Source organism: Sanguibacter keddieii DSM 10542 (assembly GCF_000024925.1).
Taxonomy (GTDB): domain Bacteria; phylum Actinomycetota; class Actinomycetes; order Actinomycetales; family Cellulomonadaceae; genus Sanguibacter; species Sanguibacter keddieii.
On sequence record NC_013521.1, the window covers coordinates 3,645,273 to 3,670,381 of the forward strand.

Sequence of the window (25,109 nt, forward strand, 5' to 3'; positions counted from 1 at the left end):
GGACTGCGAGATCAGGCCTCGCAGTTCTCGTCGGTGAAGGCGCTGACGTTGTCGCTCGCGGTCTGGACCTCGGGGGTGTTGAAGTCCTCGAAGACCGCGGCGAGCGCCTCGGGGTCGTTCGCGTCGGCGTCCTGGAATCCGTCGTTGAGGCCCTCGAAGGCCGTCACGAGGGTGTCCCAGTCGTCCTTGATGTCGTCCGGTGCGTCGATGTCCTTCACCTGGTCGACCAGGTCGGCGAAGGCGGTCTTGGCAGCCTCGGGGTCGGAGCTGTCGATGTCGGTGAAGGCCGACCCGTCCGAGAGGGCCTTGCCGTCGTTGCAGAAGTCCTCGATGGAGCCGCCGCCGCTGCACGCGGTGAGGCCTCCGGCGAGGAGGATGGCGACGGTGGACGTCGCGAGCAGGTTCTTGGTGTTCCGGCGTGTGGTCATGGCTCCATCCTCAGGTCGCCCCGCTCACAGCCGCAACCCAGGAACGGGGGCACAAGTACCCATGCCTGAGGCGGGTGAACCTCTGGGCCGGGTGGTGCGGGGCTCCAGACGAGCAGCCCTCGGGCACGCTGCTGGGTGCTCCCGCCCGAGGTCAGGTGGGACGTGCGGCCGAGGTCAGGCCGGGCACTCGGCGGCGACGAAGGCCTCGACCTCGGCCGTCGCCTCGGTGAGCTCGGCGGACTCGAAGCCCTGGACCGACGCGAAGTACTCCTGCTGGGCGGCCTCGGAGGACCAGTCGACGCCGCGCATCAGCTGGACGTGGTCCTGGCTCGCCTGGAAGACCGTCGTCCACGCCGCCCCGATCTCCTCGGGCGGCCGGATCTGCTTGGCGTCCTGGACCATCGTGTCGAGCGCTGTGAGGACCGACGCGACGTCGTCGGTGTCGACGTCGTCGAGGAACGCCGCCTGGGTGAACGTCGCGTAGTCCGCGCAGAACTGCGCCGTCGGGCCGGTCGGCTGCCCCTCGCTGCTGCAGCCCGCGACCACGAGGGCGACGAGCGAGGCGGTCACGAGCGCCGGGACGGCGCTGCGGGAGGAGGTGCGGGAGGAGGTGCGACGGCGGGTGGTGCGCATGCTCCTATGGTGCGCGGCACCGTCCGACCGACCAAACCAGGTGCTCAGGGCTGATGTGCTCAGGTGCCCGGCCGCGCCTCGTGGCCCTCGCGGCCGTGCGTCCGGTTCTGCTCCTTGAGCTGCGCCTCGTAGACGTGCCGACGGCCGTCGGTGAGCTGGTCCCGCACCGTCGACTCCCACTCGCGGAACCTCGACCAGTAGCCGTCGTCGTAGTCCTCGACCACCTGGAAGGTCCAGCGCCCGTCGATGACGTTGCGCCCGACGAGGTCGGCGCGGACCTCGTCGGCGAGCTCGGTGTGCCCCGCCGCAGCCAGGTCGTCGAGAGCCGCGGCGAGGTCGTTGTCGGCACGTCCGGTGAGGCGGTGGAAGGCGTAGAGCATGCCGCGCGCCTGCTCGACCACCTCGAGGGCGGCGGTCAGCGCACCGACCGCCTCGACCGTCGCGTCGTCGACGCCGGGTGGGACCTGGTGGTCGACGTCGGGTGCGTCGCGGGGATCGTCCATGCCTCATGGTCTGCCCGGTCACGGCCTCGCGCACCTCGGGCGCCGGTCGGTCGGGGTGGGCTCAGCCTCGAAGGTGGGCGAGCTCGACGAGCAGCGGCAGGTGGTCGCTGCCGCGGAGCGCCGCCGGGGTCCGCAGGACGGTCGACGAGAGCACCTCGAAGCCGTCGCCGACGAGGACGCCGTCGATCCGCCGGACGGGGCGCGGCGCGGCGAAGGTCAGCCCGGGGGCCTCCGGGACGGCGTCGCGCAGCAGGGACCCGAGCGCCTGCCACGACGGGCCGCCCGGTTCCTCGTTGAGGTCGCCGGCGACCACGCAGCGGTGCGCTCCGGCCCGCTCGACCAGACGTGCGACCTCGGCGCAGTGCTCGAGGCGCTCGCGCGCGTCGAGGCCGAGGTGCACCGACACCACGACCACGTCGCCGAGGTCGACGAGCGCGCTCCCCCGGCGCGTGGGCCAGGCGCGCAGGTCCCGTCGACGCCACCACCGCCAGCTCAGAGGACGGCCCCGGCGGCGGACGACCGAGGCCTCGTGGCGCCGGGCGACGAGGAGGGCGGTCGTGTACGCGCCGAAGGGGCTGCCGCCGGGGACCACGCAGACCGTCCCGGTCGCGGCGGCCAGGGCACGCATCCGACGCCGGCCCCCGGTGAGGTATCGGCACGGCTCCTGGATCGCGACGACGTCCGGGTCGCTCTCGCGGATGACGTCGCGGACGGCCGCGGCGTCCATCTGGAGGCTCTTGACGTTGTAGCTGAGCACGCGCAGCGTGGGCGCCGCGGCGTCGCCGCCGGACCGGGGTGGGCGTGCGTCGTCCGTCATGCGGCCATGGTCGTCCTGGCCCCGGTGCCGCGCAACCGAGCCCGGGGCCGGACGACCGCGGGTCAGGTGTCGCGGGGGCGGCGGGCGGCTGCTGCGGGTTCTTCCTCGAGGGACGCGGCGTCGACGCGTGCGGCCCGCAGGCGGCTGGCGACGATCGCCCCGAAGGCGATGCCCGCCGCGACGACCGCGATGGCGATGCGCAGCGTGTGGTTGGCGTCGTTCGGGACGCTCATCGCGACCACGGCGGGGGCGACGAGCACGGCGACGAGGTTCATCACCTTGATGAGCGGGTTGATCGCCGGGCCGGCGGTGTCCTTGAAGGGGTCGCCGACGGTGTCGCCGATGACGACGGCCTCGTGGGCTGCGGAGCCCTTGCCGCCGTAGGCCCCGTCCTCGATGATCTTCTTCGCGTTGTCCCAGGACCCGCCCGAGTTGGCGAGGAACACCGCCATGAGCACCCCGGAGCCGATCGCCCCGGCGAGGAACCCGGCGAGCGGCCCGACGCCGAGCCCGAAGCCCACCGCGATCGGCGCGAAGGCGGCGAGCAGCCCCGGTGTCGCGAGCTCGCGGAGGGAGTCGCGGGTGCAGATGTCGACGACCCGTCCGTAGTCGGGGCGCTCCTCGTAGGTCATGATCCCGGGGTGCTCGCGGAACTGCCGGCGCACCTCGAAGACGATCGCCCCGGCCGCGCGCGTCACGGCGTCGATGGCGAGCCCGGAGAAGAGGAACACCGTGGCCGCGCCGAGGATCACGCCGACGAGCGTGACCGGCGAGATGATCGCGAAGCTGAGCATCGAGGTGACGATGCCGGTGGTCGCGGCGTCGGTGACGTCGCGCAGCGCGGTCTCGACGGCGTCCGCGTAGGACCCGAACAGAGCGGTCGCGGCGAGCACCGCGGTGGCGATCGCGATGCCCTTGGTGATGGCCTTGGTCGTGTTGCCCACGGCGTCGAGGTCGGTGAGCACCTGGGCGCCCTCGGCGTCGACGTCGCCGGACATCTCGGCGATGCCCTGGGCGTTGTCGGAGACCGGGCCGAAGGTGTCCATCGCGACGATCACGCCGACGGTGGTCAGCAGGCCGCAGCCGGCGAGCGCCACGAGGAACAGCGAGAGCCACACGGAGCCGCCGGCCAGCAGGAACACCCCGCAGATCGCCGCGGCGATGATGCCCGCGGTGTAGACCGCCGACTCGAAGCCGACGCCGATCCCCGAGAGGATCACGGTCGCGGCGCCCGTCCGGGACGTCGCGGCGACGTGCAGGGTGGGCTTGGACGTCGTGCCCGTGAAGTACCCGGTGACCCACAGGATGATCCCGGCGAGCACCACGCCGATCAGCACCGCGAGACTGGCGACGACCCGCGGGTCGCTCGTCACGTCGGAGAGGTCGGCGGTCCCCGGCGACTCCGCGAAGGTCGCGGGCAGGTAGGCGAAGGCGGCGACGGCCGCGAGGACCGCACCGAGCAGGGCGGAGACGTAGAAGCCGCGGTAGATGGCGCGCAGACCGCTCTCGGTGCCGCGGACGCGGGTGGTCGCGATGCCCAGCAGGGCGACGAAGGCCCCGGCCGCGGTGACGATCAGCGGGAACACGAGACCTTGCTCGCCGAGGGTCGCCTTGCCGAGGATGAGGGCGGCCACGAGCATCACGGCGTAGGACTCGAAGAGGTCGGCGGCCATGCCTGCGCAGTCGCCGACGTTGTCCCCCACGTTGTCGGCGATGGTCGCGGCGTTGCGGGGGTCGTCCTCGGGGATGCCCTGCTCGACCTTGCCGACGAGGTCGGCCCCGACGTCGGCGGCCTTGGTGAAGATGCCGCCGCCGACGCGCATGAACATGGCCAGCAGCGCGGCACCGAAGCCGAAGCCCTCGAGGACGGCAGGGGCGTCGCCGCGGTACAGCAGCACGACGCCGGAGGCACCGAGCAGCCCGAGGCCGACGACCGACAGTCCGACCACTCCCCCGGTGCGGAACGCGATCCGTGCGCCCTCGGTGCGGGCCCCGGGGTGCATGGCGGCCGCGGCGACACGGAGGTTGGCCCGGGTCGCGAGCCACATGCCGAGGTAGCCGATCGCGGCCGAGAAGCCGGCCCCGACGACGAAGGCGACGGAGCGGCCCACGCGGATGCTCGCGTCGCCGGGCAGCACGAAGAGCAGGCCGAAGACCACGACGACGAAGATCGCGAGGGTCCGGAACTGCCTGCTGAGGTACGCCGATGCCCCCTCCTGGACCGCGAGCGCGATCTCCTTCATGCTGTCCGTGCCCTCGGGTGCGGCGAGGACCTGGCGTCTGAGCACGACGGCGACGACGAGGGACAGGGCTCCGACGACGGCGATCACGCCGACGATGACGAGACTGGTGGTTCCGAGCTCGAGCATCCGTCCTCCTTGACGACTGCACCGCACCCGACGCTCGTCGGGTGTGACGTCGATCACACTCGGTCGACGTAGCGGGAAGTCTACGCAGGTGGGCGCACGCACGCAGGCAGACGCGCCCCAACGTTCTGCGGGCACGGTGCGTTGTGGAGGATGAGGGCGATCGACAGCACCGACAGCAGGGGGACCCATGACCGACGAGCACGAGCTCAGCGCGATGGTGCGCGGACGCATCGGCGCGCTGACCGGCTACGCCTACCTGCTGTGCGGGAGCGTCAAGGAGGCCGAGGACCTCGTCCAGGACGCGTTCGTCAAGGTGTTCAGCCGACGTCGCGCCCCCGGTGCCACGACGTCCGAGTCCTACGTGCGCCGCGCCATCCTCTCGATCTACCTCGACCAGTACCGGCGCCGGCGCCGGTGGTCGGGCATCAAGCACCTGGTGGGCGTCCCGGACCGGGAGGAGAGCACCGACCTCGCGACGAGCGCCCAGCTCGACGTGGCGGTCGCCCTCGACGCGCTCACACCACGCCAGCGGGCCTGCGTGGTGCTCCGGTACTACGAGGACCTCACCGTCCCGCAGGTCGCCGAGAACCTCGGCTGCGCACCGGGGACCGTCAAGCGGCACCTCTCCGACGCCCACGAGGTGCTCCGCGGGATCCTCGGCGACGACGTCGACCTCTCCGAGGGGGCACCCGGCCCCCTTCGCCTGCCCGCCCCGGCACCCCTGGCACCCCCAGTCCTCCCGACACCCCTGGCACCTCCGACGACAAGGACACGACTGTGAGCCGCACCCTGCGCGACGACCTCGGTTCCCTCGCCTCCCTCGGCTCGTCGGGGATCGACGCCGACGCCTCGGCCGACCGGGTCCTCGCGACCGTCCGGGCACGACGCCGCCGCCGGCCGGTCCTGGTGGCCGCGGCGACGGCGGCCTGCCTCGCCGTGACGGGCACGGGTGCCGTCGCCGCCTTCCAGCTGCTCCGTGACGACCCCGCGCCCGTGGCGCTGCCGGACGACCCCCGCGGCCAGAGCATCCGGACGCTGTGCGGACAGCCAGCGCCCGACTACCTCGAGGCCACCGCGTCCCCGTCGATCGTGTACTCCTTCGCGGCCGACCGTCCCGCCGCCGTGGCCGACCTCGACGGCAGCGACCTCGCCGCAGGGCCCCTCGAGGAGCACCTGTTCGCGGCGACCGAGCCGCTGCCGAGCCTCTACGTCAACGCCCGTGGCTCGGAGGACGAGCGCTCCGTCGTCGGGCCCACCGGGTTCGTGGTCGTCAAGGACGGCGTGGTCGTCGCGACGCCGCCGGGAGGCCCCGGGGCGTGGTCGAGCACCCAGGCCACGCTCGACCCGGACGGTGTCGCCATGCTGACGTCCTGGGGCGTGCAGGCCTGCGGGCAGGTCACCTCTGGCGACTCAGACGGTTCCTACGAGCCCGGGACCTACACCGTCTACGGCGTCACCCGCGTCGCGGACCCCGACGCACCACGGACGGCCACCGGCCCCGACGTCGGCGACCCCGGGCTCGTCGTCGGCCCCCCGCTGAGCATGACGCTCGTCGACCCGGGCGACGGCGGCGTCGTGCGGTACTTCGGCGACGCACCGAGGACGGCTGCCGTCGTCGGCGTCACGGACCCCGGGACCCTGGTGGGCCGGGACGGCGCCGTCCTCGACGAGGCGACCGCCTCGCTCGACTGGCCCGAGGACGTGACCCCGGCGCTGTGGGCCGGCACCGCAACCGCGCAGAGCGTCGTCTGGTTCTCCCCCGTCCAGGGCTTCGGCGCCGCGGACCAGGGCGTCCAGACGGACGCGGCGGTCGTCCTGGCCGCGGCACGGACGTCCCTCGAGCACATCGGCTACGCCCCCGGTGAGCACCTGCTGCAGGTCTCCTGCCAGCCCGCGGCGGCCGAGGCTCTCGCGGGGGTGTCGCCGACCGACGACCTCACGATGACCTTCGGCTACGGCGTCGCCTTCGACAGCGCCGAGGACGCCGCGCGGTTCGTCGACCTCTTCAGCAGCGCCTTCGGGTACACCCCCGTCCAGGTGGACGGCGAGGCCGCCTGCCGCTGACCCTCGTCGTCGTCCGCGCACGCGCCCGCTGCTGGCTAGGCTCACCGTCCGGACCTCTCGTCTCAACGTTCTCGGCCTGCCGTGCGTCTAGAGGGTGACGGGCCGCGACGACGGCCCGCGCGGAGGGGGACAGCGTGATGGGGGAGATGTCGCATGCCTGAGTGGCACGACGAGCTGAGCACCTTGGTGCACGAGCGCCACAGGGCGCTGGTCGGGTACGCCTACCTGCTGTGCGGGAGGTCCAAGGAGGCCGAGGACCTGGTCCAGGACGCCCTGGTCAAGACGTACTCCCGCAAGAGCACGCCCGAGCCCGGGGGCGCCGAGGCCTACGTCCGGCGCGCGATCCTCACGATCTACCTCGACGGGTACCGCCGCAAGCAGCGGTGGTCGGGGGTCCGTCACCTGGTGGGGCGGTCGGAGCGCGCCGAGGAGCACTCCGGGGCTGTCGCCGACCACGTCGACGTCGCGACGGCGCTCGACGCCCTCACGGCCCGGCAGCGGTCCGCGGTCGTCCTGCGCTACTACGAGGACCTCACCGTCCCGCAGGTCGCCGAGCAGATGGGGTGCTCGGTCGGGACGGTCAAGCGCCACCTCTTCGACGCCCACGCCGTCCTCAAGGGACACCTCGGCGAGATCGCGCCGCTCGAGCCCGACGAGACGGTCGACAGGTTCCGCCCGCCGTCCGCCGCCGAGGCGCTCCGCGCCGCACCCCGACCGTCGGGGAGCCCGCCGACGGACGCCGCACCGCCGTCGTCCGCACCGTCCACCACGACTCCCGGGAGCCCCTCATGAGCCACGACCTGCGTCGCTCGCTCGCCGACCTGGCTCAGGCCGGGAGCGCACGGACCACCCCGCCCGCCGACGTCGTCGCCAGCACCGTCGCGGAGGTCGAGCGCACCCGCCGCCGTCGCCCGGTGGTCGTCGCGTCGGTCACCGCGATCTCGGTGCTCGTCGCCGGGGCCGCAGCCGCCGCCGTCTACACGTCGACGCGCGACGACGCCTCGAGCTTCCCCGACCGCCTGCCCGTGACCGTCACCGCCGACCCGCCGTCGGCCACCCCCGAGGAGACCGGCACCGTCCCGGAGGAGCCGACCCCGACGGAGGCACCGGCCGAGGAGCCCGCCCCGCCCGTCGAGAGCGAGGCACCGGTACCGCCCTCCGCCCTCGCGCCGCTCGACCCCGCGGCCGTGTTCCCGCAGTGCGGTGCCGCGCCTGTGTCGACCGACGGCGCGCCCGTGCTGCTGCGTCCCTTCGACCTGCAGTCTCCGAGCCCCGCCGACGGCACGGTCACCGGGCTCGAGGTGCCGGCGTACAACCAGAGCGTGTCGCAGCTGCGCGCCGAGGTCACCGACCCCACGCTCGTGCTCGTGCAGGACGGGCGCGTGGTCGGGAGCGCGGCGCCGACTGGGGGGACGAGCGTCGTCGAGCCGCTCACCGGGTCGGTCGCCGTCTTCACCGCGGACCTGCCGTCGGCGCCGTGCCTGACCGGCCCGGAGGTCCCGACGAACCTGCCGGGTGGGTACTACGAGGTGTGGGCTCAGCAGTCCTGGACCGTGCTCGAGCAGACCCTCGAGCCCCAGGAGTACCTGCGCGGTCCCGTGACCGACGTCCCGGGGACCTTCACCACGAGCGACCTCGTCGGCGGCGTGTGGCTCGACGCCGACGGCGTCCCGGCACCGGCACCCCCGCGACCCGAGGGGTGGCCTGCGGAGGTCGAGCGGACGAACGCCTTCCCGACCGGGGTGGCCGTCGTCTGGTTCGCCCTCGGGGACACCCCGCAGGAGCTCCTCGACGCGACGCGCACGGTCGACTCGCTCGGGTACAGCGGCCAGCCGATCTCCGTCGGCCACTGCCCCGCCGACCCGTCGGCCGCCCTGGGGCTGGAACCGTCGACGCTCGGGGTGGGGGTCGTCTTCGCGGACCGGGCGAGCGCCGACTCCTTCCTCGCGCTGTCCGGGGCGCAGGTGCTCGGCGTCGTCGAGACCGACCCGACCTGCCCCGGCGGCTGACCACCGACCACGCGACACGCCAGGAGGGACCTCCCGGAGGTCCCTGCCAGCGTGTCGCGTGGTCACCGGGGAAGTCACCCCCACTGTTCTGGGCCGCCCGAGCGTCATGATCAGTGACAGCACCACCAGGACAGGGGACGAGATGGACGACTGGGAGCACGACATGGGTGAGCTGGTGCGCACGCGGCACCGCTCGCTCGTGGGGTACGCGTACCTGCTGAGCGGGGACGTGCGCGACGCCGAGGACCTGGTGCAGGACGCGCTGGTCAAGGTGTTCTCGCGCCGGTCGACGCCGCAGCCCCACGCCGCCGAGGCCTACGTGCGGCGCGCGATCTACACGATCTACCTCGACGGGTACCGCCGCCGGACGCGCTGGTCACGGATCCGGCACCTCACCGCGAGCGCCAACCACCAGGAGAGCACCGCGCCGGCCACCGGGGACCAGGTCGACGTCGCGGCCGCGCTCCAGCGCCTCTCGCCGAGGCAGCGTGCCTGCGTGGTGCTGCGCCACTACGACGACCTCACCGTCCCGCAGGTCGCCGACGAGCTCGGCATCGCCGAGGGCACCGTCCGCCGCCACGTGGCCGACGCGCACGCCGCGCTGCGCGGCCTGCTGGCCGACCTCGCACCAGCCGGAGCGCGCAGCCACGCTGTCTCGGCTGCTCGCACCGCACAGCCCACGGCAGGCGGCGCCGACGAGACCAGGTTCGCCCCGGCCCCGCCAGGAGCGGCGGCACCGCCGACTCTGGAAGACGCCGGCCCTGCTGACGCCGCCAGCTCCACCACCGCACCGACCGACGACGACCCGAGGAGCCACCGGTGAACGACGACCTGCACGACGCCTTCGCCCGCGCGGCCGACGACGCCGCCGACCAGGCGATGACCGCCGACCAGATCCGACGCGCCGCGACCGAGCGCATCCGCGCACGCCGCCGCCGTCGCCCTGCCTTCGTGGTCGGCTCGGCCGTCGCCGGGCTCGCGCTCGTCGGCGGAGGAGCCTTCGCCGCCGTCCAGCTGAGCGGCGACGACCGGGGCGAGATCCCGGACGTCATCGGCTCGCCCGCACCGACGCCCCAGGACAGCCAGACGTCCGAGGAGACCGAGGCGCCGGTCACCGAGGCACCGTCCGAGGAGCCCAGCGAGACTCCGACCGAGGCGCCGGAGCCCGAGCAGCCTGCGGCCCTCCCCGAGGCCGACCTGACCGCGGTGTTCCCGGCCTGCGGAGCGGTGGTCGAGCCGACCTCGGGCCGTCAGCAGCTGACGTTCAGCCCGACGTGGACCGAGGGGGCCGTCGGTGACACCGTGACCGCCACCTTCTGGAACTCGTCCGGCGACGACCTCGCGGGCGTCGCCTCGACGCACCTCACCGCCGTCGCGGTCAAGGACGGCGTGGTGGTCGGGTGGACGGAGCAGTCACCCGAGGCGTCGACGGCGCCGTTCGACCTCGACGTACGCGACTTCGGGCAGGTCCAGACGACGGGCGCCCTCGCGCACACCCTCTGCACGGACGGGACGACCCCGCTGCCCGCTGGTCGCTACTCGGTCTGGGTCGCGCAGCAGGCGACCGTCACGGAGCGGGTGCCGTACGACGAGTCGTACGTCGCCGGGGCCCCCGTCGTCACCGAGGAGGACATGCTCGTCTCGGGCGACGTGACGTCTCTCTGGATGGACGACGCCGGTCGCTCGGTCCCCTCGCCCGGAGTCGCTGCGGGGTGGCCCGCTCAGATGTCGCAGGACGAGGCCTTCCGCTACAGCGACGCCTTCCAGACCATCGTCTGGTTGGCCGTGAGCGACCGCGAGTACCTCGCCGACATCGACCCCGCGCTCTACCGCCCGGGGACCCAGGTCCTCGACCTCGGGTACCTCGAGCCGGAGGTGCCGTTCCGGTGCCAGCCCGGAGCTGACCAGGCGCTCGGAGTCGTCGGGCCTGACGGCGGAGGCTCGTCGGGCTCCGGCATCGGCGTGATCTTCGCGACCGAGGCCGAGGCCGAGCAGTTCGTGGCGCTGTGGGAGCCGCTCCACGGCCCGGTCACGGGTGTGGTGACCCTGGCGGTCGGCTGCGACTTCAGCTGATCCCATCCCCATGCTCGTGGCGCGCCGGCGTCGCCCTCCCCGGAGGGCGACGCCGGCGCGCCACGGGCATGAGAGCGCGGGGTCAGGGGCGCGGGGTGGTGGGGGCAGTCGCCGCCTCGCGGAGCTGCTTGCGGCTGGGTGGGGGCTCGGCGGCCCGACCCGGGGACGTCGGGTCGAGGAAGCCCTCGCGGGCGACCTCGCCGACGACGATCACGCCCGTCGACGACAGGCCCGCGGCCTCGCACGCCGACGCGATCTCCCCGAGCGGGGCGCGGACCACCTGCTCCCCCGGGAGCGTCGCGCGGACGACGACGGCGGCCGGCGTGCTGACGGCAGTCCCTCCGGCGACGGCCTCGGCGACGAGGCGCTCGATGCCGGCGAGGCCCATGAGCATCACGACCGTCACCCCCGGTGTCGCGAGCGCTGCGAGGTCGAGGTCGGTGAGCCGTCCATGACCGTTGACCACGTGCACCCGGTCGGCCGTGCCCCGGTGCGTCACGGGGATCCCGGCGACCTCTGCGGCGGCCACGGCCGACGTGATGCCTGGCACCACCTGGACCGGCACGCCGGCAGCGTGGCAGGCCATGACCTCCTCGCCCCCGCGCCCGAAGAGGAACGGGTCACCGCCCTTGAGCCGGACGACACGGTGCCCGGCGAGGGCGCGCTCGACCAGCAGCGCGTTGATGCCGTCCTGGCGCATCTGGTGGATGCCGGGGCTCTTGCCCACGTGCACCACCTCGACGTCGTCGGCCAGCTCGCCGAGGACGGCCGTGGGGCCGAGCCGGTCGGAGACGACCACGTCGGCCTGCGCGAGGAGGGTCCTGGCGCGGACCGTCATGAGGTCGGGGTCCCCGGTGCCGCCGCCCACGAGGGCGACCGTCCCGGGGCGCAGCACGCTCTCGCCCGCGAGCGGCACGTCGAAGGCGACGGCCGGGCAGGGGGCGGCGTCCCCCGATGCGGCGTCCCCCGACGACCCGACGACCGCGGACGGGGCGGCCGTGGACGCGTCGTCCGCGGCGGGTGCCGCTGCCCGCGCGCGCACCGCGCCGAGGTCGACGTGCCCGCCGCGCACGAGCGCCACGAGGCCGTCGCGGACCGCGGCTGCCCGGCCCGGGTCGGGTGGGCCCGCCGACGTCACAGCGAGGACCATGCCCGCGACCGAGGCCGTCGCCGGGGTGCGCGCGGTGCCGCGGGTGACGTCGGAGGCGACGACGCAGAACACGCGGTCGGCCTCGGCCCGCTCCGCGAGCATCCCGTCGGCGGTTGCGTCCCCGGTGCAGGCCTGCACGAGCCAGCACCCGTCGACGTCGTCCGAGGTCACCGCGCGCGCGTGGAGCTCCACGCGCCCGGAGGCGGCGAGGGCGCGCAGCTCGTCGGTCACCTCGGGCGCGACGACCCGGACCAGCGCACCGCCGTCGAGCATCGTGCGGGCGCGACGGGTCGCGACCGGCCCGCCGCCGGCGACGAGCACCCGACGACCGCGCAGGTCGACCCCGATGACCGTGGTCGACGCGACGGGGACGGTGTCGTCACCCAGCCCCGCCGCGATGCCCACCGGGCCACCGCTGCTCACCGGGCCACCGCCGGCCCGACGAGGACGTCGCCGTCCTCGACCGTCACCGGGTAGGTCACGAGGTCCTGCGGCTCCTTGCCGCCCGGGTCGAGGCACTCGCCGGTGAGCAGCGCCCACACCTGCTTGAACATCGGCGAGGACAGCACCGGGACGTCCCCGACCGACCCGACGAGGCCGCGCGAGAGGACGTTCGCACCCGAGAACGGGTCGTGCTGCTGGACGGCGACGACACGGTCGTCGTCGAGCCTGAAGAGCGCGAGCTGTGTGCCGCCGACCAGCGCTGCGACGCCGCGCTCGGGGACGAGGTCGGTCAGGGAGCAGAGGCGAGTCCACCCGGTCTGCAGCGTGGTGGGGTTCACCGTCGTACCTCCAGCGTCCGGGCGATCACGGGGTTGTGGTCGGCGACCTCGCCGGCCCGGGCGGGCCGCACCTGACCGCGCTCTGACGTGTACGCGAGGTCGGGGTCGTGCTCGTCGGGGGCGTTGACGAACGACACGAAGCGGCTGAGCTTCTCGGGGTCCTCGAGCGTCTGCGCCCACTCGTCACGGTAGCTCTCGACGTGACGGGCCATGAACTCCTCGAGCTCGGCGCCGATGCCCAGGACGTCGTCGACCACCACGCGCCGCAGCTCGGCGATCCCGCCCGGGTAGTCAGCCACCCACGGTGCCGTGCGCTGCAGGCGGTCGGCGCTGCGGACGTACAGCGCCAGGAACCGGTCGACCACCTGGACGAGGCGGTCGTCGTCGAGGTCCTCGGCAAGCAGGTCGGCGTGCCGGGGCGTGAAGCCGCCGTTGCCGCCGACGTACACGTTCCATCCCTTCTCGGTCGCGATGACGCCGACGTCCTTGCCGCGCGCCTCGGCGCACTCGCGCGCGCAGCCGGACACACCCATCTTGAACTTGTGGGGCGACCGCAGGCCGCGGTACCGCATCTCGAGGCGCACCCCCATGCCGACGGAGTCTTTGACGCCGAACCGGCACCACGCCTGCCCGACGCACGACTTCACGTTGCGCAGCGCCTTGCCGTAGGCCTGACCCGACTCGAAGCCGGCGTCGACGAGCCGCGCCCAGATGGCGGGCAGCTGGTCGATCCGCGCACCGAACATCCCGATGCGCTGCGCGCCGGTGATACGCGTGTAGAGCCCGAACTCCTGGGCGACCTGCCCGATGACCATGAGCTTCTCCGGCGTGATCTCGCCGCCGGGGACGCGCGGGACCACCGAGTAGGTGCCGTCCTTCTGCATGTTCGCCATGACGTGGTCGTTGGTGTCCTGCAGTGCCGCCTGCTCGGGCTCGAGCACGTGCCCGGGACCGAGGGACGACAGGATCGAGGCGACCACCGGCTTGCACACCGAGCACCCGCGCCCGGTGCCGTGGGCGCCGACGATCTCCGAGAAGGTCCGCAGGCGTTCGCGACGGACGAGGTCGTAGAGCTCGGCGCGCGACACAGCGAAGTGCTCGCACATCGCGCGCGACACCTCGATGCCGGACCTCTCGAGCGTCGTGTTGACGATCTTGGTGAGCAGCGGGACGCACGAGCCGCAGACCGTGCCGGCCTTGGTGCAGGTCTTCACCTCGCCGACGCTCGCGCAGCCGTGCTCGGTGACGGCGCCGCGGACCGTGCCCGCGGTGACGTTCGCGCACGAGCAGACGACGACGTCGTCGGGGACCTCGAGGGACGGCACGCCCGCGCCGCCCTCGGGGGCGAGGAAGGCCGACGGGTCGGCGCCGAGCGGCCGGCCGAGCATCGGGCGCAGCGACGGGTAGAGCGCCACGTCGCCGACGAAGACCCCGCCGAGCAGGGTCTTCGCGTCGTCGGACACGACGAGCTTCTTGTAGGTCTTGGCCACGGGGTCCGCGAAGGTCACCTCGAGGGCGCCGGGCGTGAGCGCGAAGACGTCGCCGAAGGCGGCGGCCTCGACACCGACGCCCTTGAGGCGGGTGCCCTCGGGGAAGGTCTCGTAGGTCTTCGTGCCGCCGAGGAGCTGGTCGACGACCACCTCGGCCATCGCGTTGCCGGGCGCCACGAGGCCCGTGCACTCACCCTCGTAGGAGGCGCACTCGCCGATGGCCCACACGGCCGGGTCGGACGTGCGGCAGGTCGGTCCGACCACGACGCCGCCGCGCTCGCCGACCGCGAGGCCGGCCTCGCGGGCCACGCGGTCGCGCGGCCGGACCCCCGTCGAGAAGACCACGACGTCCGCGGGGACGCTCGACCCGTCGGACAGGTCCATCGTCGCGACGGCGCCGTCGCCGCCCGCGCCGAGGCGCGTCGCCCCGGTCGAGGTGCGCACGTCCATCCCCAGGTCGCCGACGAGGACGCGCAGCGCCTCGCCGCCGCCGGGGTCGAGCTGGACGCTCATCAGCCGGTCCGAGAACTCCACGACGGTCGCGCTGGTCCCGAGGGCCTGGAGGGCTGCGGCGGCCTCGAGACCGAGGACACCCCCGCCGACGACGGCACCGGCGAGCGGTCGGCCGAGCTTCTCGGTCCGCAGCCGCACCCACTCCTCGAGGGCCACGACGTCGGCCATCGTCCGGTAGGTGAAGACGCCGGGGAGGTCGGTGCCGTCGGTGCGGGGCGTCCAGGCCCACGAACCGGTCGCGAGCACGAGCTCGTCGTAGGCCTCGACGCGCCCGGAGCGGGTGGTGACGGTCTGACCGGCGAGGTCGAGCGACGCGACGGCGTCCCCGGTGACCAGGGTGACGCGCGGGTCGGACCACGGCTCGCGCGCCAGGGCGAGGTCGTCCGGGGTGCGCCCGGTGAAGAACTCGGACAGGTGCACGCGGTCGTACGGGACGAGCGGCTCGTCGCCGATGACGGTGAGGGTCCAGCCGCCGTCGGGCGAACGCTGGCAGAGGTGCTCGGCGAAGCGGTGGGCGACCATGCCGCCGCCGACCACGACGATGCGGCCGAGAGGGGTGGGGACGGGGCTCATGAGGAGTCTCTCCGGGGGTGGGAGGGCCGGGCGGGTACCCCGGTACCACTATCGTCCGACGACTTCGGAGGCGGTCCCGGGGTCCTTCGACCCAGTCCGACAGACGGGACGGCGTCCGACAAACGGACTCACCACGCCCCACGAGGACGGTGAGGTCCATTCCCACCGCACCCCCACCGCACCCACCCCCGTTCTCATGCCCGTGGCGCGCCCGCGGGCCCCTCCGTGGAGGGCTGCGCGGGCGCGCCACGGGCATGAGGAGGGCGGGGCTAGGGTCGGGGGATGATGAGATCGTTGCCGGTGCGGGTCGACGCGGACGTGGAGCTGGTGCTGCTCGACCAGAGCCGCGTGGACACGATCCACGCCCTCGTGCTCTCGAGCCTCGACCACCTGCGTCCGTGGGAGGAGATCGCCCGACCGGACCTCACGCGCGACGAGGTCGTCGAGTACGTCCGTGCCGGTGAGGACACCTGGGCCCAGGGCCGGGCGATCCCGGCCGCGATCGTCTACCGCGGTGAGGTCGCTGGTGTGGTCGGTGCGCGCATCGCCCGCGAGGCCGGCCGTGCCGAGGTCGGCTACTGGCTGGCGTCCGCGTACCTGGGCAGCGGCATCATGACCCGCGCGGTCCGCGCCGTCGTGCGGACGCTGTTCGACGACGAGGGCCTGCACCGGGTCGAGCTCCGCATGGCAGCCGACAACCAGCCGAGCAGAGCCGTCGCCGACCGCCTCGGCTTCACCCTCGAGGGGACCCTCCGCGAGACGTACCTGATCGACGGCGTCCGTCACGACCTCTGCGTCTACGGGCTGCTGCGCACAGATCCCGAGCTCCCTCTCTGACCTCGACGAGGTCGCACCAGGGACCGCGAGGTCGCACGGACGCGCCAGATCATCCCGGCCAGACCTGCGATCCGGCGTGTCCGTGCGACCTCGGTGTCACGCGTGCGACTTCGTGGCCACACGCGCGACCTCGGGGGACGGGGTATGGAGGTGGGGGCGCTCCGGACGCCCGACGCCCCGCAGGCTGACGGGCCTGCGGGGCGTCGGTCGTGCTCGTCGTGCTGGTGCTCGGTCAGGCCGCGGGGCCGCCTGCGACCGCCACGAGGAACCCGGGGGCCGTCAGGCCCTCGGACTCGAAGGCTGCGGCGATCTCGCCGGCGACCTGCTCGGCGTCCTCGACGCGGACCAGGGCGATGGCCGAGCCGCCGAAGCCGCCGCCGATCATCCGGCCGCCGAGCGCTCCAGCGTGCACCGCGGCGTCCACGGCGACGTCGAGCTCATGGCAGCTGACCTCGTAGTCGTCGCGGAGCGACGCGTGAGCCGCCGAGAGCACAGCCCCGACCTCGGAGGTGCGGCCGGAGTCGAGCAGCGCCACGACCTCGCCGACGCGCGCGATCTCGCTGACCACGTGCTTGACGCGGCGTGCCGTGACCTCGGGGTCCTGACCCGACGCGTCGAGCGCCCCGGGTGCGGCGAGCGTCGCGAGGGCGGCGTCGAGGTCGGTGACCTCACGCAGCGTCTCGACGCCGAGGACGGCCGCTGCCGCCTCGCAGGTGTCCCGGCGGGCCGCGTACTGGCCGTCGACGAGCGCGTGCGGGGCTCGCGTGTCGATCACCAGGAGAGCGAGACCGTCCGAGGCGAGGTCGAAGGGGATTTGGCGGACCTCGAGGCTGCGGCAGTCGAGCAGCAGCGCGTGGCCCTCCTGCGAGCGGAGCGCCGCGGCCTGGTCCATGCCGCCGGTCGGGGCTCCGGCGATCTCGTTCTCCGCGCGGATGCACGCGGCGACGAGGTGCTGGCGCCCCGCGTCGTCGGCCCCGTGGCCGAGGCCGTAGAGCGCGTCGAGGCCGATCGCGACCGACCCCTCGAGGGCGGCCGACGACGACAGCCCGGCGCCGTACGGCACGCACGAGGTGATGGCCACGTCGAAGCCGCCGAGCGTCGCACCCGCCTGCTCGAGCGCCCAGGCGACACCCACGACGTAGGCAGCCCACCCGGTGACCGTGCCAGGGGCGACGGTGTCGAGGTCGACCGTGACGACCGTCCCGGCCTCCTGCGCGGAGACGAGGCGGACCGTGCGGTCCGTGCGGCGCGTGATGGCCGCGTAGGTGCGGTGCGGCAGCGCGAAGGGCAGCACGAGACCGCCGTTGTAGTCGGTGTGCTCACCGATGAGGTTGCCGCGGCCAGGCGCCGACCAGACGCCCTCGGGCGCCGCGTCGAAGACCTCGGTGAAGAGGGCGCGCGCCTGCGCGCTGCCGTCCTCGACATCCCAGGCGTCGAGCCAGTCCACGTCGATGCTCGTCATGACGCCACCTGCACCAGGCGGTCGGCGATGCGCTCGGGCGTGGTGTCGGAGATCCACGCGCCACCGCCGGACTCGGAGCCGGCGAGGTACTTGAGCTTCCCCGGGGCGCGCAGGATCGAGAAGATCTGCAGGTGCAGGCGCAGGTCGTCACGGCCCTCGCGGACCGGTGCCTGGTGCCACGCCGCGATGTACGGGGCCTTGGTCGGCGTGCCGTCCTCGGCTGCCGGGAAGAACCGGTCCATGCGGCCGAGCAGCTCGAGGTACACGGTCGCGAGGTCCTCGCGCTCGGCGTCGGTCAGGCCCGGGAGGTCCGCGACGTCGCGGCGCGGCGCGAGGTGGATCTCGATGGGCCAGCGGGCGGCCATCGGCACGTACGCGACCCAGTGCTCCGACTCGAGGACGATGCGTCGACCCGAGCGCAGCTCCGCGGCGAGGACGTCGGCCAGCAGGTTGCGTCCGGTCTTCTCGCGGTGCGCGCGTGCCTGGCGGAGCATCGTCTCGGTCTTGGGCATGAGGTACGGGTAGGCGTAGATCTGCCCGTGCGGGTGGTGGAGCGTCACACCGATCTCCTGGCCACGGTTCTCGAAGCAGAAGACCTGCTCGACGCCGTCGACCTTCCCGAGCTCGGCGGTGCGGTCGGCCCACGCCTCGATGATGGTGCGCATGCGGCGCGGGCTCACCTGGGCCAGGGACTTCGTCGAGTCGGGCGAGAAGCAGATGACCTCGCAGCGACCGACGGCCGGGCGCTGCTGCCACAGGTCCTCGCCGTCGACGTGCGTGACCTCGTCGACGGTCCCGGGGACGCGCATGAGCGACGAGAACCGGTTCTCGAACACGACGACGTCGTAGTCCTCGGCGGGGATCTCGCCGTCGGAGTACGCGGCGCCCGGCTTGGCCGGGGCGAGCGGGTTCGCGTCTGCCGGCGGCAGGTGCGTGCGGTTCATGCGGTGCGCGGCGTGCGGGATCCACTCGCCGGTGAGCACGTCGTAGCGCATCGTCGGGCCGGTGACCGGCTGGACGGTCTCGACGCCGTCGACGCCGGTCGTCACGACCGGCTCGTAGCGCCCGGGGAGCGGGCGCGGGTCGTCGAGACGACGCGTCTGCTCGCCCGAGACGTAGGGCTCGGAGTCGTCGAAGTAGAAGAGGTCGCGGCCGTCGGCGAGGGTCGTCGCCGTGCGGCGCACGAGGGGTGCGGAGGAGTCCGTGGTCATGGTGGCCTCTGGGTCGGGTGGTGCAGGTGGACTGGTGGTTCTCGTTCGGGTGGAGCAGGTGGTGGTCGTCGTCCCGACGGTCAGACGGCCACGACGTGCAGGAGCACGAGGTGCTCCGGGTTCTGGGTCGGCCCCTGGACACCGACGCGGTCGAGCGTGCGGCCGGAGAGCTGGACTCCCTCGTCCCACCAGGAGAGGCGGGCGGCGCCCGAGCGGGTCCCCATCGCGTCGGCAGGGTCGATCGGGGTCACGCGGTACTGCCGCGCCGGGTCGAGCCCGGGCAGACGCACCCGGCCCGGGTACTCGTCCGGGCCGGTCCCGAGCTGCACGACGGCGAAGATCGCCTCGTCCTGCTCGGTCGAGACCACGCCGTGCACCCACGTGGTGGGCTGCGGGTGGTCCGCACGGACGACGGTCCCGGTGTGCAGCAGCCCACGGTGCTGCTTGTGCAGACCGATCCAGCGGGCCAGCTGCGCCTTGTCCTCGTCCGATGCCGACGTGAGGTCCCACTCGATGCCGAGGTGGCTGAAGAACGCCGTCCCGGCCCGGAAGCTCAGGTCGTGACGACGCCCGGTCGTGTGGCAGTGCGGCGAGCCGATGTGCGAGCCCATGAGCTCCGGCGGCACCAGCAGCCCCGTCCCCGCCTCGATGCTCTGCCGCTCGAGGGCGTCGATGCAGTCCGACGCCCAGACACGGTCGGTGCGCTCGAGGATGCCGAGGTCCACGCGACCGCCGCCGCTCGAGCAGCTCTCGATCTCGAGGCCGGGGTGCCGGCGGCGCAGCTCGTCCATGAGCCGGTACAGCGCGAGCGTCTGCTCGTGCACGCCCGCCTGCCCGGTCGTCGAGTGCCCCGCCTCGACGACGTCACGGTTGAAGTCCCACTTGACGTAGTCGACCCCGTACTCGGAGATGATCGCGTCGACGCGCCCGAGGACGTAGTCGTACGCCTCGGGGTGCCCGAGGTCGAGCACCTGCTGCCACCGGGCCTCGAGGGGCAGCCGGTCGCCAGGACGCAGGATCCACTCGGGGTGCGCCCGCGCGAGGTCGGAGTCGGGGTTGACCATCTCGGGCTCGAACCACAGGCCGAACTGCATGCCGAGGCCGTGCACGTGGTCGACCAGCGGAGACAGCCCGTCCGGCCACACGCCCTCGTCGACGAACCAGTCGCCCAGCCCCGCCTTGTCGTCGCGGCGGTGCCGGAACCAGCCGTCGTCGAGCACGTAGCGCTCGACACCGATCGCCGCAGCCTCGTCGGCCAGCGCCTTGAGCTTGTCGAGACGGTGGTCGAAGTACACGGCCTCCCACACGTTGATGAGCACCGGGCGCTCCGGACGGCCGTTCGCGACCGACGGGTGCTGCGGCCGCGCACGCAGGTCCGTGTGGAACCGGCCCGACACCTCGTCGAGACCGTCACCGTACGAGCCGTGCACCCACGGCGACGTGTACGTCTCGCCGGCCGCGAGGATGATCTCCCCCGGCATCAGCAGCTCGCCGGCCGCCAGCTGGCGAGCCCCGTTCATCACCTTCTCCGCGACGACGCGCGAGTTGCCCGACCACGCCACGTGCACCGCCCACACCTCGCCCGAGCGGTAGCCGAAGCCCGTGCGGCCGGCCGCGACGAGGAACGACGCGTCCAGGCCGCGGCTCTTGCGGACCTCACGGACGTGCGTGCCGTAGGTGAAGGGCTTGCGCTGCGCCGAGCGCTCGCGGATCCAGCGCCCCGTGAAGTCGAGGATCTCGTCGGCCTCGGTCGGGACCGGGAGCGAGACGTCGAGCGACGACAGCGTGTAGGGCGCGCGGTCTGCGGACGCGGTGCTGGTGACCGACGAGCGGCTGCGGACCACCCCGGCGGCCGTGAGCTCGATGTCGACGGTGAGCGCGAGCGCCGCCGCGACGTCCTCGGCCCGGACGGTGACGCGCTGCGAACCAGGACGCTCCCCAGCGCCGACGGTGACGGCCTCAGGACCGGCGGTGCGCAGCGCGGTCGTGAAGTCCGCGCCCGCACGGTGGCCGCTGATCCCGGGGGTGCCGAGCCATCCGGCTGAGGCCTCGGGGACGACGGTGAGCGCAGCCGGCTGGTCGAAGCTCGACCCCGCGACCTGCGGGACGCTCGCCCGGCGCAGCGCGTCGAGCTCGGTCTGCGGGACGTCGCCGAGGTCGGCGCCCCAGTGCAGGACGCGCGGGAGGAGGTCACCGGACACGTCGAGGACGAGGCTGACCCCGGCCGCGCGCAGGTGCAGGAGGTCGGGTGCTGCAGTCGTCACAGGGGTGACTCCTTCGTCGTGAGCGTCGTCGCAGGGTCGGTCAACGGGTCCAACATACGTCAACCTCGGGCATTCTTTCTACGTCAGAACTTAAGTTCGTCCGACAACCGCGAGAGAACCTCGCACCCGAGGGAGAGACCCGTCCTGCCCAGCAGAAAACTTTCTAACACCTCGCTGGACACCTGCCCGACGGATTGTTGACACATGGAATAAACTCAACCCACCATGACCTCACCCCTCCAGCCGACAGTCTCGGCGCCGACCGCCTCGACAGCGTGGACCCCGCTGTCCGGCCCGACGCGCCAGATCGCCCTCGAGGTGCTCCTCGACGGCCCGCTGTCGCGCAGCGCGCTGTCGCAGCGGCTGGGCCTGTCCCCTGGCAGCCTCACCCGGCTGACCAAGCCGCTGCTCGACGCCGGCCTCCTCGTCGAGGCCCAGGCGCCCGCCGAGGCCGACGACGCGCCGCGCCTCGGTCGGCCCGCGCAGCCCCTCGACGTGGACCCGTCGTCGCACCACTTCGTGGGTGTGAAGCTCACCGGCGACCACGCCTACGCCGCGCTCACCGACCTGCGCGCCGGGGTCCTCGCCGCGGCCGACGCCCCGCTCGACGCGACCGACCCCGAGCGCGTGGTCGACGTGGTGGCCCAGCTCGTCGACGACCTCGTCGCGACCCTCGCGACGGTGCGGCCGTCCGCGTCGGTGACCGGCCTCGGCGTGAGCCTCGGCGGGCACGTCGAGCGCCGCACCGACGTGACGCTCGCGGACCATCTCGGCTGGCGCGACCTCCCCCTCGCCGCCCTGCTGGCCGAGCGCACCAGCCTGCGCACCGTCGTCGAGAACGACATCGTCGCGGTCACCGAGGCCACCCACTGGTTCGGCGAGGGCCACGGCTGCTCACGCTTCGCCCTCGTGACCATCGGCGCGGGCATCGGCTATGGGCTCGTGGTGCACGACGCGGCCGTCGAGAGCCCGGAGGCCGGGCTCAGCCTCCTCTCGCACTTCTCCCTCGACCCCGACGGACCGGTCGGCCCGTGCGGTCACGCCGGCTGCGCGACGGCGATGCTCACGACGGGCGCGCTCGTCGAGCGGGCGTCGGCGCTGCTGGGGCGCGAGGTCACCTACGACCAGCTGCTCGACCTCGCCGCCGCCGGTGACCCCGTCGCGCGCGACCTGGTCGACGCGAGCGGCCGCGCGCTGGGCCGGCTGCTCGCCGCGGTCGCCAACCTCACGATGCCCGAGCGTGTCGTGCTGGGCGGCGAGGGCGTGCGTCTCGCCGAGGTGGCCGCCGACGCCCTGCAGACCGGCCTGCGCGGCGACCGCGACCCCCGGACCCGGCCGCTCGACATCCGCCTGCAGAGCCCCGAGCTCGCCCACTGGGCTCGCGGCGCCGCTGTGGTCGCCATCCAGACCTTCGTCCTCGGGCGCTGACGCGCGCCACCGGCGGAGGACGAGGGACACCGTCTGTCGCCCCGCGCGGCCTCGTCGCCGGTCTGGTCCCGCAGCTACGCCCCTCCGTACCTCGCGTGCACGTCGCCGTCGACCAGCCGCCAGCAGAAGTCGTTCATCCGAGCGGCCGCAACGGCGTGCCGCGCGACGACCCCCGCCACCGTGGCAGGCACGTCGTCCGGGACCCCCTCCTCCGCGCACCGTCGCACGTAGGCGTTGCGGGCCGCGAGACCGTCCTCGGCCAGCCGCGGCACCACGCCCGCCGCGGTGACCACCCAGTTGACCAGCCGCATCGCGGCGTAGTCGGCGTCATGGTCCACGTTCTGCCCGACGAAGTCGCGCTCGGCGGCCGACAGGTCGAACCGGGGAGACGTCGCCAGGCCGAGGTCGACGAGGTAGAGCTGCTCGCCGTCGGACCGCACGTTGCCCAGGTGCCCGTCCATGTGCAGGATCTCGCGACGCCGCAAGAACCTCACCGCGTCGAAGAGCTGCCGCTCGAAGGTCTCTGCGCAGGTCGACGGGTCCCCCAGCCGGTCGAGGACCGGGTACGGGACGTGCTCGAGGAAGAGGACCAGGCTGGAGGTCGCAGCGGCCAGCTCCTCGAGACGTACCCGGACCGCCGCGTCTCCCCCGAGCTGCGCCACGACAGCCTCGACGTCCTCGTGCTCCGGCGCCACCGGCGGCCTCCCCGGGAGCACCCGCCAGTGGTGCAGCAGGGCGAAGGCCTCGGACCCGCCGGCGAGCACGCCGTCGGTGAGGATCTCGTTCGCGGCGAGCTCGCGCCACGCACCGAAGCCCGGTCCGGCGAGAGGGTGCATGCCGTACTGGCAGGCGAGCGGCAGGTCGAAGAGGTTCGCCGTGCTGGACGGGTGGGCGAGCTCCCGGTCGGTGATCGGGACGCGCTTGACGAAGACCGCGACGCCGTCGACGTCGAGGACGCCGGTGCCACCGCCGACGCCCGTCGCACCGGTGGCCTGCGCGTCGAGAGCCGCGACGAGCTCGTCGTCGTCGAGGGCGGAGAGCGCCGCGGACACGAGGTCGTGGCGGGCTCGCCGGGCGGTCAGCAGCATCACCCCATCCTGCCCGTCACGGCGAGGGACCGCTCTCAGCCGTCGCGCTCAGCGGCAGAGACGGTGACCCGGCCGTCGCTGTCGACCGTGATGTGCTCTCCGGAGCAGACGGGTCCGGGCAGGACGGACCGCTGGCCCGAGGCCGACACGACGACCACGTCTCCCGGGCTGCAGCCGTACTCGTGGATGATGGCCCCTCCGCTGGAGGAGACCTCGGTGTCGTCGTCCCCGAGCTGCACGGTGACCGCGTGCGGGCTGCTGTTGGTGATCTCCAGCTGCCCGGACTCGCCGCACGCCGCCGTGAGCAGCACGAGCCCGGTCACCGCCACGGCAGCTCCTCGTCGTGCTGCGGTGCGTCGCACGGCGGTCCGTCGCGTCGCGCTCGGTCGCCCCGTGACCAGCCGTGCCGCCGTCATCGTCGTCATCGTCATCTGCGCCTTCTTCTCCTGTGTCCTGCCCCTGCTCGCCAGGCTAGGGCGTCCCATCCCGCGAAGAGGTCGCCTGCCCGAAGCGTTCACGAGACCCGCACCCCCGGCATCGGCCCTCCCGGTCACGACCTCAGAGCGCGCCGCGTCACGCCAGGCCCCGTGCGTCGAGAGGACGCGAGGCCGTCCATGCAGCATCATCGGTACCCAGCACACTGCGCGAGCCCCGGCCGCCCGACCTTGGAGCCCGTCATCCCCAGCCTCGTCCTCGGCGTCATCGGCATGAACGTCTTCGCGGTCGTGCTCGTGGTCGCCCGCGCCCGCGCCTTCCACCGGCCCCTGTACAAGCCGATGCTGCTCAACATCGGCCTGTCGATCCTGCCCGTCTTCGTGCTGGTCGTCGGTCTCGTCGCGACCCTCGTGTCGCTCGCTGCGTCTCGAGGCGACGCCGTCGACAGCCCGATGCACGTCCTGTCGGTGGTCATCGCCGTCGTCAGTGCGCTCGTCTGGCTGCTGCTGCTCCCGAACGCCAGCTACCTCATCACCGAGCTCAACCTCAGCCACCGCACCGACGACGACCCGACGCCGCTCTGGTACGACATCGTCCTGGTCATCACCCTCGCGATGTCGGGCGTGCTCAACCTCGTGGTCAACGTGCTGGCGGTCCAGGTCCTGTACGGGGTGATGCGGTACCCGGACGACGACGTCGCCGGCCTGACCCAGCCCGACACCCGGCTCGTCGCCGTGGCCATCATCATGCTCAGCGCCGTCGGCGTGTACCTCGGCCGGTACCTGCGCCTCAACAGCTGGGACGTGACGCACCCCGGGTCGTTCCTGCGCAAGGTGCGCGACCACTTCACCCAGCAGGGCGCGGTCAAGACCTTCCTGGGCTTCACCCTCGTCCACACCGTGTTCATCGCGCTGCTCTACCTGACGATCGGCGGGACGATCATCGACCTGGTCGTCGCCTACCAGCAGAGCCGCTGACCA

22 protein-coding genes are annotated in these 25,109 nt (G+C 73.4%); 9 read left to right on the forward strand and 13 right to left on the reverse strand.

The window, feature by feature from the left end:
- Window positions 1-11: 11 nt before the first annotated feature.
- The 5 genes from SKED_RS16080 to SKED_RS16100 form a co-directional block, all read right to left on the reverse strand.
- On the reverse strand, window positions 12-428 hold the full coding sequence (locus SKED_RS16080) for a hypothetical protein (RefSeq protein WP_012868236.1): 417 nt from the start codon (window positions 426-428) through the stop codon (window positions 12-14).
- Between the two features lie 174 nt (window positions 429-602).
- Window positions 603-1,061 (reverse strand): hypothetical protein, encoded by a 459-nt coding sequence (locus SKED_RS16085; protein WP_012868237.1) that lies wholly within the window; start codon window positions 1,059-1,061, stop codon window positions 603-605.
- A 59-nt stretch (window positions 1,062-1,120) separates the two neighbouring features.
- A complete protein-coding gene (locus SKED_RS16090; RefSeq protein ID WP_012868238.1) occupies window positions 1,121-1,564 on the reverse strand; it encodes a hypothetical protein in 444 nt (147 codons plus the stop codon).
- A 61-nt stretch (window positions 1,565-1,625) separates the two neighbouring features.
- Window positions 1,626-2,381, reverse strand: coding sequence for an endonuclease/exonuclease/phosphatase family protein (locus tag SKED_RS16095; protein WP_012868239.1), 756 nt, complete (start codon window positions 2,379-2,381; stop codon window positions 1,626-1,628).
- 62 nt (window positions 2,382-2,443) lie between these two features.
- Window positions 2,444-4,750 (reverse strand): sodium-translocating pyrophosphatase, encoded by a 2,307-nt coding sequence (locus SKED_RS16100; RefSeq protein ID WP_012868240.1) that lies wholly within the window; start codon window positions 4,748-4,750, stop codon window positions 2,444-2,446.
- Between the two features lie 187 nt (window positions 4,751-4,937).
- Between SKED_RS16100 and SKED_RS16105 the strand changes: the two genes are divergently transcribed.
- The 6 genes from SKED_RS16105 to SKED_RS16130 all read left to right on the forward strand — a co-directional run bounded on the left by SKED_RS16105 (window position 4,938) and on the right by SKED_RS16130 (window position 10,896).
- Window positions 4,938-5,531, forward strand: coding sequence for an RNA polymerase sigma factor (locus tag SKED_RS16105; protein ID WP_012868241.1), 594 nt, complete (start codon window positions 4,938-4,940; stop codon window positions 5,529-5,531).
- A complete protein-coding gene (locus SKED_RS16110; protein ID WP_012868242.1) occupies window positions 5,528-6,814 on the forward strand; it encodes a hypothetical protein in 1,287 nt (428 codons plus the stop codon). Before SKED_RS16105 ends, SKED_RS16110 begins: the two co-directional genes overlap by 4 nt.
- 153 nt (window positions 6,815-6,967) lie before the next feature.
- A complete protein-coding gene (locus tag SKED_RS16115) occupies window positions 6,968-7,606 on the forward strand; it encodes an RNA polymerase sigma factor (protein WP_012868243.1) in 639 nt (212 codons plus the stop codon).
- On the forward strand, window positions 7,603-8,823 hold the full coding sequence (locus SKED_RS16120; protein ID WP_012868244.1) for a hypothetical protein: 1,221 nt from the start codon (window positions 7,603-7,605) through the stop codon (window positions 8,821-8,823). Before SKED_RS16115 ends, SKED_RS16120 begins: the two co-directional genes overlap by 4 nt.
- A 106-nt stretch (window positions 8,824-8,929) precedes the next feature.
- On the forward strand, window positions 8,930-9,646 hold the full coding sequence (locus tag SKED_RS16125) for an RNA polymerase sigma factor (RefSeq protein ID WP_245534579.1): 717 nt from the start codon (window positions 8,930-8,932) through the stop codon (window positions 9,644-9,646).
- Window positions 9,643-10,896 (forward strand): hypothetical protein, encoded by a 1,254-nt coding sequence (locus SKED_RS16130; RefSeq protein ID WP_012868246.1) that lies wholly within the window; start codon window positions 9,643-9,645, stop codon window positions 10,894-10,896. The genes SKED_RS16125 and SKED_RS16130 overlap by 4 nt, the downstream gene beginning before the upstream one ends.
- An 82-nt stretch (window positions 10,897-10,978) precedes the next feature.
- On the opposite strand, the gene cobA is transcribed toward SKED_RS16130, so the two are convergent.
- The 3 genes from cobA to nirB are packed head-to-tail and all read right to left on the reverse strand — an operon-like array spanning window position 10,979 to window position 15,404.
- Window positions 10,979-12,469, reverse strand: coding sequence for a uroporphyrinogen-III C-methyltransferase (gene cobA, locus SKED_RS16135; protein WP_052293904.1), 1,491 nt, complete (start codon window positions 12,467-12,469; stop codon window positions 10,979-10,981).
- Window positions 12,466-12,828: a nitrite reductase small subunit NirD gene (nirD, locus tag SKED_RS16140; protein WP_012868248.1), complete on the reverse strand. Its 363-nt coding sequence runs from the start codon at window positions 12,826-12,828 to the stop codon at window positions 12,466-12,468. Before nirD ends, cobA begins: the two co-directional genes overlap by 4 nt.
- The gene (gene nirB / locus SKED_RS16145; protein ID WP_012868249.1) at window positions 12,825-15,404 is read right to left on the reverse strand and encodes a nitrite reductase large subunit NirB; all 2,580 of its coding nucleotides are present in this window, start codon (window positions 15,402-15,404) and stop codon (window positions 12,825-12,827) included. Before nirB ends, nirD begins: the two co-directional genes overlap by 4 nt.
- Before the next feature lie 282 nt (window positions 15,405-15,686).
- On the opposite strand from nirB, the gene SKED_RS16150 reads away from it, so the two are divergent.
- A complete protein-coding gene (locus tag SKED_RS16150; RefSeq protein ID WP_081448014.1) occupies window positions 15,687-16,241 on the forward strand; it encodes a GNAT family N-acetyltransferase in 555 nt (184 codons plus the stop codon).
- Window positions 16,242-16,473: 232 nt separating this feature from the next.
- Here SKED_RS16150 and galK read toward each other — a convergent pair whose 3' ends face one another.
- The 3 genes from galK to SKED_RS16165 all read right to left on the reverse strand — a co-directional run bounded on the left by galK (window position 16,474) and on the right by SKED_RS16165 (window position 21,178).
- Window positions 16,474-17,703 (reverse strand): galactokinase, encoded by a 1,230-nt coding sequence (gene galK / locus SKED_RS16155; RefSeq protein WP_012868251.1) that lies wholly within the window; start codon window positions 17,701-17,703, stop codon window positions 16,474-16,476.
- The gene (gene galT / locus SKED_RS16160; protein WP_012868252.1) at window positions 17,700-18,914 is read right to left on the reverse strand and encodes a galactose-1-phosphate uridylyltransferase; all 1,215 of its coding nucleotides are present in this window, start codon (window positions 18,912-18,914) and stop codon (window positions 17,700-17,702) included. The genes galK and galT overlap by 4 nt, the downstream gene beginning before the upstream one ends.
- 80 nt (window positions 18,915-18,994) lie before the next feature.
- Window positions 18,995-21,178 carry an alpha-galactosidase gene (locus SKED_RS16165; RefSeq protein ID WP_012868253.1) on the reverse strand — a complete coding sequence of 728 codons (2,184 nt, stop codon included), beginning with the start codon at window positions 21,176-21,178 and terminating at the stop codon, window positions 18,995-18,997.
- Window positions 21,179-21,403: 225 nt separating this feature from the next.
- Between SKED_RS16165 and SKED_RS16170 the strand changes: the two genes are divergently transcribed.
- On the forward strand, window positions 21,404-22,606 hold the full coding sequence (locus SKED_RS16170; RefSeq protein ID WP_012868254.1) for an ROK family transcriptional regulator: 1,203 nt from the start codon (window positions 21,404-21,406) through the stop codon (window positions 22,604-22,606).
- A gap of 74 nt (window positions 22,607-22,680) precedes the next feature.
- Here the strand turns inward: SKED_RS16170 and SKED_RS16175 are convergent, their stop codons facing one another.
- Together SKED_RS16175 and SKED_RS16180 are read right to left on the reverse strand one after the other, a co-directional pair.
- Complete coding sequence (locus SKED_RS16175; protein ID WP_012868255.1) at window positions 22,681-23,694, reverse strand: protein kinase family protein; 1,014 nt, start codon at window positions 23,692-23,694, stop codon at window positions 22,681-22,683.
- Window positions 23,695-23,729: 35 nt separating this feature from the next.
- Window positions 23,730-24,125, reverse strand: a complete 396-nt coding sequence (locus SKED_RS16180; RefSeq protein WP_042438145.1) for a hypothetical protein — start codon at window positions 24,123-24,125, stop codon at window positions 23,730-23,732.
- A gap of 234 nt (window positions 24,126-24,359) precedes the next feature.
- Here SKED_RS16180 and SKED_RS16185 point away from each other — a divergent pair, with 234 nt between their 5' ends.
- On the forward strand, window positions 24,360-25,106 hold the full coding sequence (locus SKED_RS16185; protein ID WP_012868257.1) for a DUF1361 domain-containing protein: 747 nt from the start codon (window positions 24,360-24,362) through the stop codon (window positions 25,104-25,106).
- Window positions 25,107-25,109 lie beyond the last annotated feature (3 nt).